Origin of the sequence: Streptomyces poriticola (assembly GCF_036689765.1) — a bacterium.
GTDB lineage: Bacteria > Actinomycetota > Actinomycetes > Streptomycetales > Streptomycetaceae > Streptomyces > Streptomyces poriticola.
Genome location: NZ_JBAGKH010000021.1, coordinates 80,367 through 94,156, shown reverse-complemented (window position 1 = coordinate 94,156; position 13,790 = coordinate 80,367). Strand labels below are relative to the sequence as shown.

The 13,790-nt window shown below is 73.8% G+C and carries 15 protein-coding genes; 3 read left to right on the top strand and 12 right to left on the bottom strand.

From position 1 onward, the window contains the following. Positions 1-37: 37 nt before the first annotated feature. The 6 genes from V5O46_RS23060 to V5O46_RS23035 form a co-directional block, all read right to left on the bottom strand. Positions 38-1,495 carry a penicillin-binding transpeptidase domain-containing protein gene (locus tag V5O46_RS23060; RefSeq protein WP_332886574.1) on the bottom strand — a complete coding sequence of 486 codons (1,458 nt, stop codon included), beginning with the start codon at positions 1,493-1,495 and terminating at the stop codon, positions 38-40. Next, positions 1,492-2,850: an FtsW/RodA/SpoVE family cell cycle protein gene (locus V5O46_RS23055; RefSeq protein ID WP_332886573.1), complete on the bottom strand. Its 1,359-nt coding sequence runs from the start codon at positions 2,848-2,850 to the stop codon at positions 1,492-1,494. The genes V5O46_RS23060 and V5O46_RS23055 overlap by 4 nt, the downstream gene beginning before the upstream one ends. Before the next feature lie 43 nt (positions 2,851-2,893). Then, positions 2,894-3,433, bottom strand: a complete 540-nt coding sequence (locus tag V5O46_RS23050; RefSeq protein ID WP_332886572.1) for an SH3 domain-containing protein — start codon at positions 3,431-3,433, stop codon at positions 2,894-2,896. Between the two features lie 104 nt (positions 3,434-3,537). Continuing rightward, a complete protein-coding gene (locus V5O46_RS23045) occupies positions 3,538-4,782 on the bottom strand; it encodes an ATP-binding protein (protein WP_332886571.1) in 1,245 nt (414 codons plus the stop codon). 7 nt (positions 4,783-4,789) lie between these two features. After that, on the bottom strand, positions 4,790-5,587 hold the full coding sequence (locus tag V5O46_RS23040; RefSeq protein ID WP_332886570.1) for a hypothetical protein: 798 nt from the start codon (positions 5,585-5,587) through the stop codon (positions 4,790-4,792). A 134-nt stretch (positions 5,588-5,721) separates the two neighbouring features. Next, positions 5,722-6,228 carry a protein-tyrosine phosphatase family protein gene (locus tag V5O46_RS23035; RefSeq protein ID WP_332886569.1) on the bottom strand — a complete coding sequence of 169 codons (507 nt, stop codon included), beginning with the start codon at positions 6,226-6,228 and terminating at the stop codon, positions 5,722-5,724. Between the two features lie 100 nt (positions 6,229-6,328). Between V5O46_RS23035 and V5O46_RS23030 the strand changes: the two genes are divergently transcribed. Beyond that, positions 6,329-7,135 carry a nuclease-related domain-containing protein gene (locus V5O46_RS23030; protein ID WP_332886568.1) on the top strand — a complete coding sequence of 269 codons (807 nt, stop codon included), beginning with the start codon at positions 6,329-6,331 and terminating at the stop codon, positions 7,133-7,135. A 31-nt stretch (positions 7,136-7,166) separates the two neighbouring features. Here V5O46_RS23030 and ligD read toward each other — a convergent pair whose 3' ends face one another. Further along, positions 7,167-8,054 carry a non-homologous end-joining DNA ligase gene (ligD, locus tag V5O46_RS23025; protein WP_332886567.1) on the bottom strand — a complete coding sequence of 296 codons (888 nt, stop codon included), beginning with the start codon at positions 8,052-8,054 and terminating at the stop codon, positions 7,167-7,169. Positions 8,055-8,149: 95 nt separating this feature from the next. On the opposite strand from ligD, the gene ku reads away from it, so the two are divergent. Next, a complete protein-coding gene (ku, locus tag V5O46_RS23020; RefSeq protein WP_332886566.1) occupies positions 8,150-9,301 on the top strand; it encodes a non-homologous end joining protein Ku in 1,152 nt (383 codons plus the stop codon). Between the two features lie 8 nt (positions 9,302-9,309). On the opposite strand, the gene V5O46_RS23015 is transcribed toward ku, so the two are convergent. The 5 genes from V5O46_RS23015 to V5O46_RS22995 form a co-directional block, all read right to left on the bottom strand. After that, on the bottom strand, positions 9,310-10,119 hold the full coding sequence (locus V5O46_RS23015; RefSeq protein ID WP_332886565.1) for a hypothetical protein: 810 nt from the start codon (positions 10,117-10,119) through the stop codon (positions 9,310-9,312). Beyond that, complete coding sequence (locus V5O46_RS23010) at positions 10,106-10,822, bottom strand: ABC transporter ATP-binding protein (protein ID WP_332886564.1); 717 nt, start codon at positions 10,820-10,822, stop codon at positions 10,106-10,108. The genes V5O46_RS23015 and V5O46_RS23010 overlap by 14 nt, the downstream gene beginning before the upstream one ends. A 34-nt stretch (positions 10,823-10,856) precedes the next feature. After that, positions 10,857-11,510 carry a TetR/AcrR family transcriptional regulator gene (locus tag V5O46_RS23005; RefSeq protein WP_332886563.1) on the bottom strand — a complete coding sequence of 218 codons (654 nt, stop codon included), beginning with the start codon at positions 11,508-11,510 and terminating at the stop codon, positions 10,857-10,859. A 170-nt stretch (positions 11,511-11,680) separates the two neighbouring features. Next, positions 11,681-12,271, bottom strand: a complete 591-nt coding sequence (locus tag V5O46_RS23000) for a hypothetical protein (protein WP_332886562.1) — start codon at positions 12,269-12,271, stop codon at positions 11,681-11,683. Positions 12,272-12,461: 190 nt separating this feature from the next. Further along, entirely contained in the window at positions 12,462-12,974 is a 513-nt protein-coding gene (locus V5O46_RS22995; protein WP_332886561.1) for a nitroreductase family deazaflavin-dependent oxidoreductase, read from the bottom strand. Positions 12,975-13,251: 277 nt separating this feature from the next. On the opposite strand from V5O46_RS22995, the gene V5O46_RS22990 reads away from it, so the two are divergent. Next, a complete protein-coding gene (locus V5O46_RS22990) occupies positions 13,252-13,788 on the top strand; it encodes a MarR family winged helix-turn-helix transcriptional regulator (RefSeq protein ID WP_332886560.1) in 537 nt (178 codons plus the stop codon). Positions 13,789-13,790 lie beyond the last annotated feature (2 nt).

Below are 13,790 nucleotides of genomic sequence, written 5' to 3'. Positions count from 1 at the left end.
ACCTAGGTCGGTGCTGGCCGGGTGACCACCCCCCGTCTCACTCAGTGAGCACCGCCGCCATCACCGCCCGCGCGATCGGCGCCGCCAGCCCGCCGCCCGTGATGTCCGCGCGGTCCGCCGCCGCGTCCTCCACCACCACCGCCACGGCCACCCTGGGCTCCAGGTCACGCTCGCCCTGCGCCCAGGAGACGAACCACGCGTAGGGCATCCCGGAGTTGCCGACGCCGTGCTGTGCGGTGCCGGTCTTGCCGCCGACCACGGCTCCGGGAATCGCGGCCTTCGACCCGGTGCCGTCGGCCACCACGTCGGTCATCATCCGCTTCAGCCGCGCCGCCGTCGCCGGGCGCATCGCCTCGCGCACCGGCCGCGACCCGGCCGCCGCCACCGTGCTGCCGCCCGCCCGCGTCGTCCGCTCCACCAGGTACGGCGTCCGCACCTGCCCGCCGTTCGCCACCGCCGCCGCCACCATGGCCATCTGCAGCGGGGTGGCCCGGGTGTTGTACTGCCCGATGGACGACAGCGCGAGCTGTGCCCGGTCCACCGAGGTGTCGAAGGTGCTGCGCGCCACCGCGAACGGAATGCGCAGTTCCGCGTCGTTGAAGCCGAACGCCCGCGCGGTGGCCGCCATGTCCGTCACCCCGACGTCGACGCCGAGCTTGGCGAAAACCGTGTTGCAGGACCACTCGAACGCCTCCCTCAGCGAGGCGCCCGCGCACCCCTGGGACGCGTTGGTCAGCCGGGTACGGGTGCCCGGCAGGGTGTACGGGTCGGGGGAGTCGGTGCGGGCGTCCAGGTCCCGCACGACGCCCGCGTCCAGCGCCGCCGCCGCGGTGACCACCTTGAACGTCGACCCCGGTGGATAGGTACGGCGCACCGCGCGGTTGAGCATCGGCTTGTCCGGGTGCGCGTTCAGCTCGTCCCAGGTCCGGCCCACCACCGTGCCGTTCCCGGACAGCTCACCGGGGTCGTACGACGGCGTGGACACCAGCGCCAGGATCCGCCCGGTCGCCGGCTCGACCGCGGCCACCGCACCCTTGCGGCCGCCGAGCCCCTCGTACGCCGCCCGCTGCGCCGCCGCGTCGATGGTGGTGACCACGTCGCCGCCCGGGTTCCGGGCGCGTGTCACGTCGTTCCACAGCGGCAGCGTCGCCAGCAGCGGATCGGAGCCGGACAGCACCCCGTCCTCGACGTGCTCCAGCAGCGACGTGCCGTACTCCTGCGACGCGAAGCCGGTCACCGGCGCGTACATCGGCCCCTCGCGGTAGGTCCGTTCGAACCGCAGATGCTCGCCGGTGTCCCGGGAACCGGTGACCGGCTCGCCGCCGACCAGGATGTCGCCGCGCGGCTGCTGGTAGCGGGCGATGTCCGGGCGCCGGTTGGCCGGGTTGGCGTCGTACTCCGGGGCGCGGACCAGCTGCACCCGGGCGGCGTTCACGATCAGCGCCACCAGCAGCAGCAGCGAGAAGATCCCGGCGTGCCGGATGTTCCGGGTCATGCGGCGGCCGCCTGTCTGCGCGCCGAGTCGCTGACCCGGATCAGCAGCGCCACGATCGCCCAGTTGGTGACGACGGAGGAACCGCCCTGGGCGAGGAACGGCATCGCCATGCCGGTCAGCGGGATCAGCCCGGTCACCCCGCCCGCGATCACGAACACCTGGAGCGCCACGATCGAGGCGAGCCCGACCGCCAGCAGCCGCCCGAAGGGGTCGCGCAGCGCCAGCCCGGCCCGGTAGCCGCGCTCCACCAGCAGCGCGTACAGCAGGAAGATCGCGGTCAGCCCGGCGAAGCCCAGTTCCTCCCCGGCGGTGGCCAGCACGAAGTCCGACTTCACGGCGAAGCCGATCAGCACCGAGTGGCCGAGCCCGAGCCCGGTGCCGGTCAGCCCGCCCGCCGCGAACGCGAACAGCGACTGGGCCAGCTGGTTCGGCCCCTGGCCCGCCTCGATCGTCCGGAACGGGTGCAGCCAGTCCTCCACCCGGGAGTGCACATGCGGCTCCAGCCAGCCCACGGCGACCGCGCCGAGGGCGGCCAGCAGCAGCCCCAGGGCGATCCAGCCGGTGCGGCCGGTGGCGACATAGAGCATCACCACGAACAGGCCGAAGAACAGCAGCGAGGTGCCCAGGTCCCGCTCCAGGACCAGGACTCCGACGCTGACCAGCCACACCGCGACGATCGGGCCGAGCACCCGCCCGGTGGGCAGCTGCAGCCGCCACACCCGGCGGCCGGCGTAGGCCAGCGCACTGCGGTTGGCGGCCAGATAGGCGGCGAAGAACACCGCAAGCAGCACCTTGGCGAACTCGCCGGGCTGGATGGAGAATCCGGCGATCCGGATCCAGATGCGGGCGCCGTTCACCGCAGGGAACAGGATGGGCAGGGTGAGCAGGATCAGCGCGGCGGCGACGCAGACGTAGGTGTAGCGCTGCAGGAGCCGGTGGTCGCGCAGGATCAGGACCACCAGGATGAACAGCGCGATGCCCAGCGTCGACCAGACCAGCTGGGTGAGCGCCCCGCGCTCGCCCGGCGTCTCCAGGTCGAGCCGGTAGATCAGCACCAGGCCGAGGCCGTTGAGCAGCACCCCGATCGGCAGCAGCAGCGGATCCGCGTACGGGGCGCGCAGCCGGACGGCGAGATGCGCCAGCAGCGCGAGCAGGCCGAGCCCGGCGCCGTAGCCGGCGGCGCCGGGCGGGACCGTGCCGTGCTGGGCGAGGCCCACATTGCAGTAGCCGAACACCGAGAGCAGGACGGCCAGGACGATGAGGGCGAGTTCGATGCCGCGGCGCCGGGGGAGGCGGGCCACGGGGGCGGGAGCGTCCGCCGCGGCCACGCTGAATCCGGTTCCGGACTCCGTCATGTCCGGAACTTACCCACTTGGTGTGGTGTGCCTGCCCCGGGCATCAGCACCAGCGCGGCGCGGAGCCGATGTTGTCGATGTAGCGGGCGGCGCCCCAGGCCCAGGTGCCGTCCGTCAGCAGGTACCAGAGCGGATTGCCGTCCACCCGGTCGCCCGGGATCTTGCAGTGGATGTGGACGACGTCGCCCCGGTGGGCGTACCGGATGACGTGCGAACCACGCGTCGGCTTGCTGCGCAGGGCGAGCGAACGGGCGGTGACGACGCCCTTGTAGCGGCCCTGCTCGCCCCCGTTCCCGCCCATGCCGTTGTCGTCCCTCCGGCCGTTCCCGCCGTTTCCGCCGGAGCCGTTGTCGTCGCCTCGCGCGTCTTGGCCGTTCCCGCCGTTCCCGCCCGAGCCGTTGTCGTCGCCTCGGCCGTTCCCGCCGGAACCGTTGCCTCCCGAGCTGTTGCTGACGCCCGGGCCGTCGCCCCAGTCGTCGTTCGCGGCGGCGGGCGTGACGGCCACCGCGCCCGCGAGGGCGCCGGCGACGGCAGCTATGGCGAGACGCCGGGTGAAGGAGGAACGCGGGGAGAGCAGGGACATGGGGTACCTCCAGGAGGAGCGAGCGTCAAAGGTGACTGATCGCCACATTAGGAGCGCACCCGGTGAAGCGCCCGTCGCACTGCGCCATCGGGACCAGCGGCCGGTCAGGGCTGCTGAGGCAGCGTCAGCGTGGCCACCGCCCCGCCGTCCGGCGCGTTGGCGAACTCCAGCCGCGCCCCGAGCACCTCCGCCTGGCCCAGCGCGATGGTCAGCCCCAGCCCGTGCCCCTTCGAACCGCTCTCCGTGCGGAACCGCTGCGGTCCGTGCGCGAGCAGGTAGTCCGGATAGCCCTCCCCGTGGTCCCGGACGGTGACCCGGGGTCCGTCCACCGTCAGTACCACCGGGTCCCGCCCGTGCCGGTGCGCGTTGCCGACCAGATTGCCCAGCACCCGCTCCAGCCGCCGCCGGTCGGTCTCCACCCGCGCGTCCCGGACCACCTCCACCCGGGTGTCGGTGCCGGAGGCCCGCACCACCCGCCGGGCCAGCGCGCCGAGCTCCTCGCTGTCGGTCTCCAGCCGTTCCCGCCCGGCGTCCAGCCGTGAGATCTCCAGCAGGTCCTCGGTGAGCGTGCGCAGTGCCGCCACCCGGTCCCGGACCAGCTCCGTCGGGCGGCCCGGCGCCAGCAGCTCGGCCGCCGCGTGCAGCCCGGTCAGCGGGGTGCGCAGCTCGTGCGCCACATCCGCGGTGAACCGCTGCTCGGCCAGCAGCTTGCCCTGCAGCGAGGCCGCCATCGAGTCCAGCGCGGCGGCCACCGCGGCCACCTCGTCCTGCGGACGCCCCGGGTCCCGGGTCCGCGGATCGTCCACCCGGGCGTCCAGATCGCCGCCGCTGATCCGCCGGGCCACCTGGGCGGTCGCATGCAGCCGCCGCGTCACCCGGGTCACCGCGAACGCGCCGACCAGCAGCGTCGCCCCGATGGCCAGCGCCGACGACCAGACGATCGCCCGGTCCAGACCGTCGATGGTGTTGCGGCTCTGCGAGTGGTCCACCTCGACCGCGAGCGCCCGGCCGCCGTCGGCGGGCCCCGCCGCCCACATCGTCGGCCGCCCGCGGTGATCGGCGAGCATCGTCCCGCGCCGCCCGTCCACGGCCAGCTCCCGCAGCGGCGCGGGCAGCCCCGGCGGGTCCACCCCGGCCCACGGCGCGAGCGTCTCCCCGGCCTGGTACGCCGCCGTCGCCTCCGCCAGCCGGGACAGCGCGCGGTCCCGGGCCTGGTCGACCGTCTGCCGGGTCACCGATACATGCACCAGCACACCGAGCAGCGCGGCGAGCGCACAGCACATCACGGTGATGAAGACGGCCGCCTTCACGGCCAGCGTCCCGGACCACCGGGGCAGCGCGAACCTCATCGGGCCCTCACCGGGGGCTCGCGGAGGTGGGCGCGGGGCTGGGGCTCGCGGTGGGGGAGGGCTCGGCCTGGCGGGTGTGGCCGGCGCGCTCGCGGTCGTCGGTGCGGAGCATCTCGTCGTGCGTGAGCAGCATGGCGCGCTCGTCGGCGTCCCAGGTCCACTGCAGGCGGTACTCGTAGCCCGCCACCTCGGACGGCGAGCGGATGATCACCGACCGCCCGGCCAGCTCCACCCCGCTGACCGCGTCGTTGTTCGACATCACCTGCACCAGCCGGTGATCGATGACGGTGTAGACGCGGACGGCCGTCTGATTGGTGGGCGGCAGCCGGAAGCCCAGGGTCAGATCGGGCCGCCCGTCGCCGGTCAGGTCCCGGTAGTAGGGCTTGAGAAGCGGGCACCCGCCCTGGTCGCCGTCGCCGTCGCCGTCGCCGTCGTCATGGCCGCCGCTGCCGTCGTCGCAGTCGGCCATCCGGGCGGCCGTCGCCCGGTACGGCGCCTCGTTCCCGGTGTAGTCGTCGGGGTGGGCCGCGATCTCGGCGCGCACGATCGCCGCCGGGTCGGCCTCTCGGACGTCGTCGTCCGGCACCGCGACGCCCTCCACCGTCTCCGTCTCCGCCTCGTCGAAGTCCCAGGCCGGGCTGGACGCCACCGGCAGATCCGGCCAGAGCCGGGCCGGGCTGGTCGCGGTCGGCGTCGCGCCCGCACCGAGCAGCTCCCCGGCGTCGCCGCAGCCCGCCACGGCCGCCGGCAGCAGGGCGACGGCGGCGAGGCGGAGGGCGGCACGCCTGCGGCGGCTGGTGGGCACGGCACTCCTGGGGTTCGTGGATCGTGGACGGCCCGGTACACCTTATTCGCACGGACGTCCTTTTTGTGCGCGGGTGCCCCGTGACCGAGTGCACGCGTGAGCTGCGCCCGCCGCCCGTGCGTGCGCCCGCGCGGCTACTCGGCCAGCTCCTCCAGTATCCGCACCGTCGGCAGCCCGGCCCGCAGGTACTCCACGAACAGGTCGTTGTGCAGCGCCCACGGCGAGCGCCGGGACCGGATCAGCCGGATCGCCTCCTCGGCCGTACCGCCCCGGCGGACCAGGGTGTGCCCGACCACGAGACCGGAGCGGTTGTACCCGTGGTAACAGCGCACGAGCACCTTGCGGCCCGCTTCCAGCGCCTCACCCGCCGCCTCCGCCAGCCGGATCACCCCGGAGAGCTGGGTCCCGTCCAGCGGCCCGTCGGGGATCGGCCACACATGGTGCTCCACACCGGACTCCGGGCCGTGCCCGGGCAGCCGCAGCAGGGTCTGGACGAGATCGAACTCGTCCCGCACCACCGCGTACTCCACCTGGCCGGACCGTCTGCGGAACTCGTGCCCGCCCATCCACAGTCCGGGCACGATCTCGCTCCACGGACTGCCCGGAGCCGGCACATCGGACTGCCTCCCGCAGGTACGCAACGGCGCCCTCCCGTCGTGCCCTCCCAACTCCTCTCAAAGGTAGCCCGGTTCTTGCCCCGGCAGCACCCCGCCTGTTCCCATGGTCGTGGGGTGATGGTGCATGAGCGGACTGCGCGTCATACCGACCTGGAGGTACGGCCAGGAACGGCTGTACGTCTGCCTCGCCGACGGCCGGAACATCGCCTGGTACGACCGGGAGTCCGGCCGGGTCAACCTGATCGGCGACGGCCACCGCGACGATGTGCTGCACGCCCTGGACCCCTTCCTCACCGGCCCTGTCACGGTCGGCCCGCCCCCCGTCCCCACCCCGGCCGAGCTGGCCCGGCTCACCCTCCGCCCCGACGACGACCTGGCCCCCAACCGGCCCGGCGAGGCGCATCTGATCGCCCTGGACCGTGACCCGGGCCCGGCGCACCGCCTCCGCCCCGACCCGCGGCGCCGGGCGCTCGCCGCCGAGCGGCAGGCGGGCCAGGCCCTCGACCGGCTCGACGGCGCCGGCTGGCACGCGCTGCACTCGATCCCACTGCCCGGCGGCGACCGCATCCACCACCTGGCCATCGGGCCCGGCGGCCTGTTCGCCGTGCACGCCCTCTACGCCCGCAGGCAGCGCGTCCGGATCGGCGATCCGCAGGTCGCGCTGGGCCGCCGCGCACCGCAGCCGCTGCTGCGCCGGGTCCGGTCCGACGCCGATCGCGCCTCCTACGCCCTCACCGCCGAGGTCCGCCCCGTGCTGGCCCTGGTCGGCCCGGCGGAGATGGCGGTCACCGTTCCGCCGCGCGAGGTCCGCGTCCTCACCGACGCCGAGCTGGACGCCGCCCTGGCCCGGCTGGGCGGGGTCCTGAAACCGGCGGACGTGGAGGCCCTGCACGCGATGGCCCGCGACCGGAACACCTGGCTGCGGGTCTGAGCCGGGCACCCCGGACGGGGGTGCGGAAGCCTCAGGCCGGAGGCAGCCGCCCCGCCGCGTCCCCGTCGAACAGCGCGGACAGCAGGTCGCCGTAGTCCGTCAGGCGCGGCGCCAGGTCCCCGGCGCGGAACACCAGCTGCTCCGGCGAGCCGCAGTCCGCCACCTCCTCCCAGGTCACCGGCGCCGACACGGCCGGTTCCGGCCGGGCCCGCAGCGTGTACGGGGTGGCCGTGGTCTTGCGGGCCGCGTTCTGGCTCCAGTCGACGAACACCTTGCCCGGCCGCAGGCTCCGCGTCATCCGGTGCACCACCAGCCGCGGCAGGGCCCGCTCCGCCTCCACCGCCAGCGTCTTCGCATACTCCGACACCCGCTCCGACGACGCCCCCCGCACCCCGGCCAGCAGATGCAGCCCCTTCGCCCCGGACGTCTTCGCGCACGCCCCGATCCCGTCCGCCGCCAGCCGTTCGCGCAGCCACAGGGCCACCTCGCAGCACTGGACGACCGTGGCCGGCGGCCCCGGGTCCAGGTCGAACACCAACCGGTCCGCCTCGGCGGGCGCCGGGGCGACCCACTGGGGGGTGTGGAACTCGGTCACCAGGTTCGCCGCCCACATGAGGCTCGGCAGGTCCTGCACCAGCACCATCCGGGCCGGGCCGTCCGACCGCGGCACCTCGGCCGTGGTGACCCACTCGGGCGTACCCGGCGGCACGTTCTTGGTGAAGAACACCTGACCATCGGGGCCGTCCGGGTACCGCAGGAACGACACCGGCCGGTCCCGCAGATGCGGCAGCAGGACACCGGCGACCGTCGCGTAGTAGTGCAGCACCTCGGCCTTGGTGAAACCGGTCGCGGGATACAGCACCTTCTCCAGGTTGCTCAGGGCCACCCGCCGGCCCTCCACCTCCGTGATGGGCGCCATACGATGAGAGTCTCACGAATCACCGCAAACCGTGCTCACAGCAGTATTCGCGACAGTCGTGATGAACCGTTCGCCCGACCGGAAAGGTGCTGCACGTGCGATCCATCTGGAACGGCGCCATCTCGTTCGGCCTGGTCAGCATCCCGATCAAGCTGGTGAACGCGACCGAGAGCCACTCGATCGCCTTCCGCCAGATCCACACCGAGGACGGCGGCCGGATCCGCTACCGCAAGGTCTGCGAGCTGGAGGACCGCGAGGTCACCCAGTCGGAGATCGGCAAGGGGTACGAGGACGCCGACGGCACCATCGTCCCGATCACCGACGAGGATCTGGCCCATCTGCCGATCCCGACCGCGCGGACCATCGACATCGTGGCCTTCGTCCCGGCCGACCGCATCGATCCGCTCCAGATGGGCTCCGCGTACTACCTCGCCGCGAGCGGCGCGCCCGCCGCCAAGCCGTACACACTGCTGCGCGAGGCCCTCAAGCGCAGCAACCGGGTCGCCATCGCCAAGTTCGCCCTGCGCGGGCGCGAGCGCCTCGGCATGCTGCGGGTGGTCGGCGACGCCATCGCCATGCACGGGCTGCTGTGGCCGGACGAGGTCCGCGCCCCGGAAGGGGTCGCCCCCGACGCCGACGTCAGCGTCCGCGACCAGGAACTGGACCTCGCGGACGCCCTGATGGACACCCTCGGCGAGATCGACCTGGCGGACCTGCACGACGAGTACCGCGAGGCGCTGGAGGAGGTCATCGCCGCGAAGGCGGCAGGCGAGGCCCCGCCGGAGGCCCCCGAGCCGGCCGCCTCGGGCAAGGTGCTGGACCTGATGGCGGCCCTGGAGAGCAGCGTCCGAGCGGCCCGCGAGTCGCGCGGCGCGGAACCGGAGGCGGCGGAGGCGGCGGAGGCAGCCGAGGTCAGAGCCCTGCCGCGGCACAAGAGGACGCCCAAGGAGCCGGCCGGGAAGAAGTCGACGTCCACCGCGAGGAAGACGGCGGGCAAGAAGACCGCGCCCAAGGCGTCGTCCGCCGCGTCCCGGGCCTCCGGCGCGAAGAAGTCGACGGCGAAGTCGGGCGAGTCCGCCGGCAAGGCGGCCGCCAGGAAGGCGACGGGGACCGACAAGAAGACACCGGCCAAGGCATCGGCCCGCAGCTCGGCCAAGACGCCGGCCAGGGCATCGGCCAAGACCCCGGCCAAGGCGCCGGCCAAGACCCCGGCCAAGAAGACCGCGTCCCGCAGGCGCAGCGCCTGACCCGGCCCTCAGCCGGCGGACCGCCCACGGCGCCGCCGGTCCCGGGTCCTCGCCCGGAAGATCAGCAGCCCCACCACGCTGAATCCGGCCGCCCAGGCCAGACCGAGCGCGAGATGCCCCCACAGTGCGGTGTCCCCGAACGCGCCGCCGGCCGCGAACTGCATCGGCCCGAAGGACGGGAACCACTGCAGCACCGGCTTGTTGGCCAGCGGATTGCCCAGCGGGTTCTGCAGGAAGGTGTCCATCAGCCCGCCCATGATGATCAGGAAGAACCCCTCCAGGTCCCGCTTGACCAGCACGCCGAGGAGCAGCCCGAGCGCCCCGTAGGTGAGCGCGACGACCGCGAACCCGGCGAGCACCGCGAACCAGCCGCCCGCCGTCGGGCGCCAGAAGAACAGCACCGCGAGCGCGGTGTAGAGGGCGATCGCGCCGGCGACCATGGCGACGGCGAGGGTCCTGGCACCGATCAGCGTGGCCTGCCGGTACCCGGCGAACACCAGCCGCCGGTCGAACGCGAGCGCCTTGCGCACCGCGTCGAAGACCACGAAGCCGGCGATCATCGTCACCGAGTTGAGTCCCGCCGTGACGAGGGTGAGGTGCGCGCCGTCGACGTGCAGCACCTCGCCGGTGGCGTACAGCCGGAAGTCCAGCACCTCGCCCGACGCCAGCGCGTCCATCACCAGGTACCAGGCGGGCACGAACAGCACGAGCAGCAGCCCGGCGAGCCGGTTGCGGGTCTGGTCGCGCACGGAGAAGCGCAGTGCGGTCGGGAACTGCCCGTAGCGGGGCCGCGGGGCGGAGGCGTCAGACGTGGACACGCTGCTGCTCCTCTCCGGCCGCGGCGCGAGGGGTGAGCCGGCCCTCGCTCAGATCGGCCAGGACGTCGAAGCGGTCCTGTTCGAAGACCAGGTGCGTGATGACCACGACGGCCCTGCCGCGGGTGCGCAGATCCTCCACGAGATCCCAGAAGCACAGGTAGGTCTCCCAGTCGAAGCCCTGGTAGGGCTCGTCCAGCAGCAGGACGTCGGGGTCGTGGAGGAGGGCGAGGGTGAGGTTCAGCTTCTGCCGGGTCCCGCCGGACAGCTCTCCGGCGACTTTCCCGGCGTACCGCTCGTAGCCGAGCCGGCGGACGAGTTCCCGGCCGCGGTCGAGGTCGGGGAGGCGGTGGGCGGCGGCGAAGTAGTCCAGGTGCTGGGCGACGGTGAGGCTGCTGCCGAGGACGGGTTCCTGCGGGCAGTGGCCCAGGGTCCCGGAGAGCGTCACCTCCCCGCGGTCCGGGGGAAGGGTGCCGGCCAGCGCCTTGAGCAGGGTGGACTTGCCGGCGCCGTTCTCACCGACGACGCCGACCAGCTGCCCGGGGCGGACGGTGAGGTCGGCGCCGCGCAGCACGCGGTGTCTGCCGTAGGACTTGTGCAGGTCGCGGGCGAGGAGGACGGGCGCGGCGGATTCCGTCGGGGTGCTGGACGTACTCGGCGTACTCGGCGTACTTGGCGAACTCGGCGTACTCGGCGTACTCGGCATGCGAAGTCTCCGTCTCCCTTGGCCTGCGGGCGCCTCAGCCTTCCCGGGGCACCTCTCCTTGTGGGGACGCGTTCAGTCCGCCGGTGTAGATGCTGAGCAGCTCCGGAGCCCAGCGCGCCATGCCGTCGGCCGACAGCGGGTCGGTGCCCAGCACCTCGTCGAGGCGGTCGCGGAGCAGGAACACGGACAGGTCGGCGGCGAGCAGCACCGCGGCGCGGACCGCCGGATCCCGGCCCTCGGCGGCCATTCCGGCCGCCGCCAGCTCCTGCAGCGCCGCCCGGCTCAGCTCGAACAGCCGGCGGAACAGCTGCCGGCCGGCGTCGGTGTCGGACAGCAGCAGGCGGCGCAGATAGCCGGGCAGCGGCGAGTCGGGCGGGAGATGACGGGCGAACGCCGCGCTCAGTGACGCCGTCCCGGCGCCCGGATCGAGCAGCTCCCGGCCGCCCTCGCCGGTCAGCTCGCCGAGCATCGCCTCGAACACCGCGAGGACGTGCCGGTCGACCTCCAGGCGTAGTCCGTCCTTGGAGCCGAAGTGGTGCACCACGAGCCCCGGCGAGACGCCGGCGGCGGCGGCGATCTGCCGCACGGTCACCGACTCCGGGCCGTGCCCGGCGAACAGCCGCAGCGCCTCGTCGCGGATCAGGGCCCGGGTGGTCCGGTCCCTCCGCTCCTCAGGGATTGAACGCATGTACAGCATCTTAAACGCATGTTCAGTCGTACGCCAAGGGGTCGGAGCGGACGGTGCGTGCGGGGCACTGGGAAGGGGATCTCGCGGTGCGGGGAGGGGATCCCGCGGTGGAGGTGGAGGTGGAGGTGGAGGTGGAGGTGGAGGTGCTGGAGGCGCTGGAGGTGGCGGATCTACTGGGCCACGGTCACCGAGGCGGACGGGCCGGGGACGACGGCGGCGGGCGTCACGGCGTGGGGCGATCCGGCGGAGGGCGAGGCGGCCGTCGGTACGCCGACGGGGGCCTCCTCCACCCGCTCCACGGTGCTGCCGTCGGGCACGACGGCCGGGGTGCCGGGGCCGGTGGTGAGCTGGGACCAGGCGGTCACGGCGAGGGTCACCGCAGCCGCCGTGGCGGCCAGTCGGCCGAGGCGCCGGAGCCGGGCGCGACCGTCCAGCTCACGCCAGGCCGGGCCGGTCGACGGGGCCGCGGGCTGCCACCACTCGCCGACGGCGGCGGAGGCGTCATGGGTGTCGTGGGTGCTATGGGTGCTACCGGGGGAGCGGTTCCGGTCGGCCGCCCAGGGGGCCGGATCCGGGGGCGCCGGTTCGGGGTGGCGGCCCGTCGCCCGCTCCCGCGCGGCGGGTTCGCGGGGCGCGGAGGACCGTATCGCGTGCTCGCTGTCCGTGAGGAACTTGTGCCAGACGTCGTCGGGGACGGACGACGTGCCGTCCTGTTCGTCCGGCGGTCCGCTGCTGCCGGATCCGGATCCGGAACCGCTCACGATCCCCCCTTCCTCTCCGCCCTCTCCGCGGGAGGGGAGCCCGCCGGCGGCCGGTGTATCGCTCTGTGCCGCATCACCGTGCCGGTGCCACTCCTGGGCGCCGAACGGTACCCGGACGCAGGCCGGCCCCCCGCTCGATCATTGCACAGTGCAAAAAGAGATCGCCACCGCCCGGCGGCGGTCACGGCGGTCACGGCCGGGGCCGCCGGGGCTCGTCGGCGGCGTCGAGCCGTACGAACGGAATCGCCCGCCCCGCCACACGGAACGCGGCCTCGTCGCCGTCCGCCTCGAACCCCATGAAGGAGCACAGGCGGCGGGCCGTGGCGGGGTGCCGGCGCGCGTAGTCCGCCATGATCCCGGCGCCCTGCTCGGCCGGCAGGAAGCGGGCGGTGACCGCGTGGTGGCGATTGCCGAACTGGATGACGGTCTTGGGCTGCTCCTGCAGGTTCCGGTACCAGTCCGCCTTGGGCCCGAAGCCGGAGGCGACGGTCCAGGCGGGTGCCTCCGGGTCGTATGCCACCACTTCCAGGACCACGCGCCGGTCGAGGCCGGAGACCCGGCCGGTGTGGTGCAGCAGAAGCATGCGCCTGCCGAACAGCGGCCCGAGTCCGGCGCGGAAGAGGAGGATCGGCAGCCGTACGGCGAGGCGCCGCCACCCGCTGGGAAGCCGGGGGCGGCGGTGGTCGGTGTCGGGGCGCGCCATGGTCGCCTTCCAGGTTCGGGGGCCTTGGCGGCCAACCCTTGCACAGTCGAAAGGTCCATGGGAGGGTCCGATGCTCCCTTTACGTCACCCTTGGGCCGCATCTCGGTAACCGTCGTATAGCCGTCCCGGTCGCCCGCCCCCGTCGCCCGCCCGCCCGTCCGCCGTTCCCGGCGTCGCGGGACCGGCCGTGGGCACGGGCGCGGCGGGCCGGGGTGATCGGGGCATCCGTGGGGCCGGGGTGGAACGGGTGCGGTGGGGCCGGGGTAGAAAGGGACGCATGCCGGAGCGTGCACAGCCCGAAGAGGCCAGGGACGATGTCGAAGCGGTCACCCGTGCGGTGCTGACCGCCTCGCGGCTGCTCGTGGCGATCTCCGCCCGCTCCCTGGCGGCTGTGGAGGAGCGGGTGACCCTGCCGCAGTTCCGGATGCTGGTGGTGCTCTCGACGCAGGGCGCCACCAAACTGGTCACACTCGCCGACCAGCTGCAGGTCGCTCCCTCGACCGCGATGCGCATGGTCGACCGGCTGATCGCCGCCGGACTCGCCGACCGGCAGACCAACCCCGACAACCGCCGCGAGACCCTGCTGCGCCTCACCGACGAGGGCCGCAGCACCGTCGAGAACGTCACCGCCCGCCGCCGCGCCGACATCACGGGGATCGTCTCCCGGCTGGCACCGGCGCAGCGGGCGGCGCTGGTCGAGGCGCTCACCGCCTTCAGCGAGGCCGGCGACGAGCCCCTCGCCCCGGAGCCGGCCGACCCCGGCGAGCACCCGCTGGGCTGGCCGGCTGCGGCCACGGTCCCACCGGACGCCTGACA

Bases quoted from the DNA above. Each gene is read 5' to 3' on its own strand.
- V5O46_RS23060 (WP_332886574.1), bottom strand. From the start codon at position 1,495: ATGACCCGGAACATCCGGCACGCCGGGATCTTCTCGCTGCTGCTGCTG.
- V5O46_RS23055 (WP_332886573.1), bottom strand. From the start codon at position 2,850: ATGACGGAGTCCGGAACCGGATTCAGCGTGGCCGCGGCGGACGCTCCC.
- V5O46_RS23050 (WP_332886572.1), bottom strand. From the start codon at position 3,433: ATGTCCCTGCTCTCCCCGCGTTCCTCCTTCACCCGGCGTCTCGCCATA.
- V5O46_RS23045 (WP_332886571.1), bottom strand. From the start codon at position 4,782: ATGAGGTTCGCGCTGCCCCGGTGGTCCGGGACGCTGGCCGTGAAGGCG.
- V5O46_RS23030 (WP_332886568.1), top strand. From the start codon at position 6,329: ATGAGCGGACTGCGCGTCATACCGACCTGGAGGTACGGCCAGGAACGG.
- ligD (WP_332886567.1), bottom strand. From the start codon at position 8,054: ATGGCGCCCATCACGGAGGTGGAGGGCCGGCGGGTGGCCCTGAGCAAC.
- V5O46_RS23010 (WP_332886564.1), bottom strand. From the start codon at position 10,822: ATGCCGAGTACGCCGAGTACGCCGAGTTCGCCAAGTACGCCGAGTACG.
- V5O46_RS23005 (WP_332886563.1), bottom strand. From the start codon at position 11,510: ATGCGTTCAATCCCTGAGGAGCGGAGGGACCGGACCACCCGGGCCCTG.
- V5O46_RS22995 (WP_332886561.1), bottom strand. From the start codon at position 12,974: ATGGCGCGCCCCGACACCGACCACCGCCGCCCCCGGCTTCCCAGCGGG.
- V5O46_RS22990 (WP_332886560.1), top strand. From the start codon at position 13,252: ATGCCGGAGCGTGCACAGCCCGAAGAGGCCAGGGACGATGTCGAAGCG.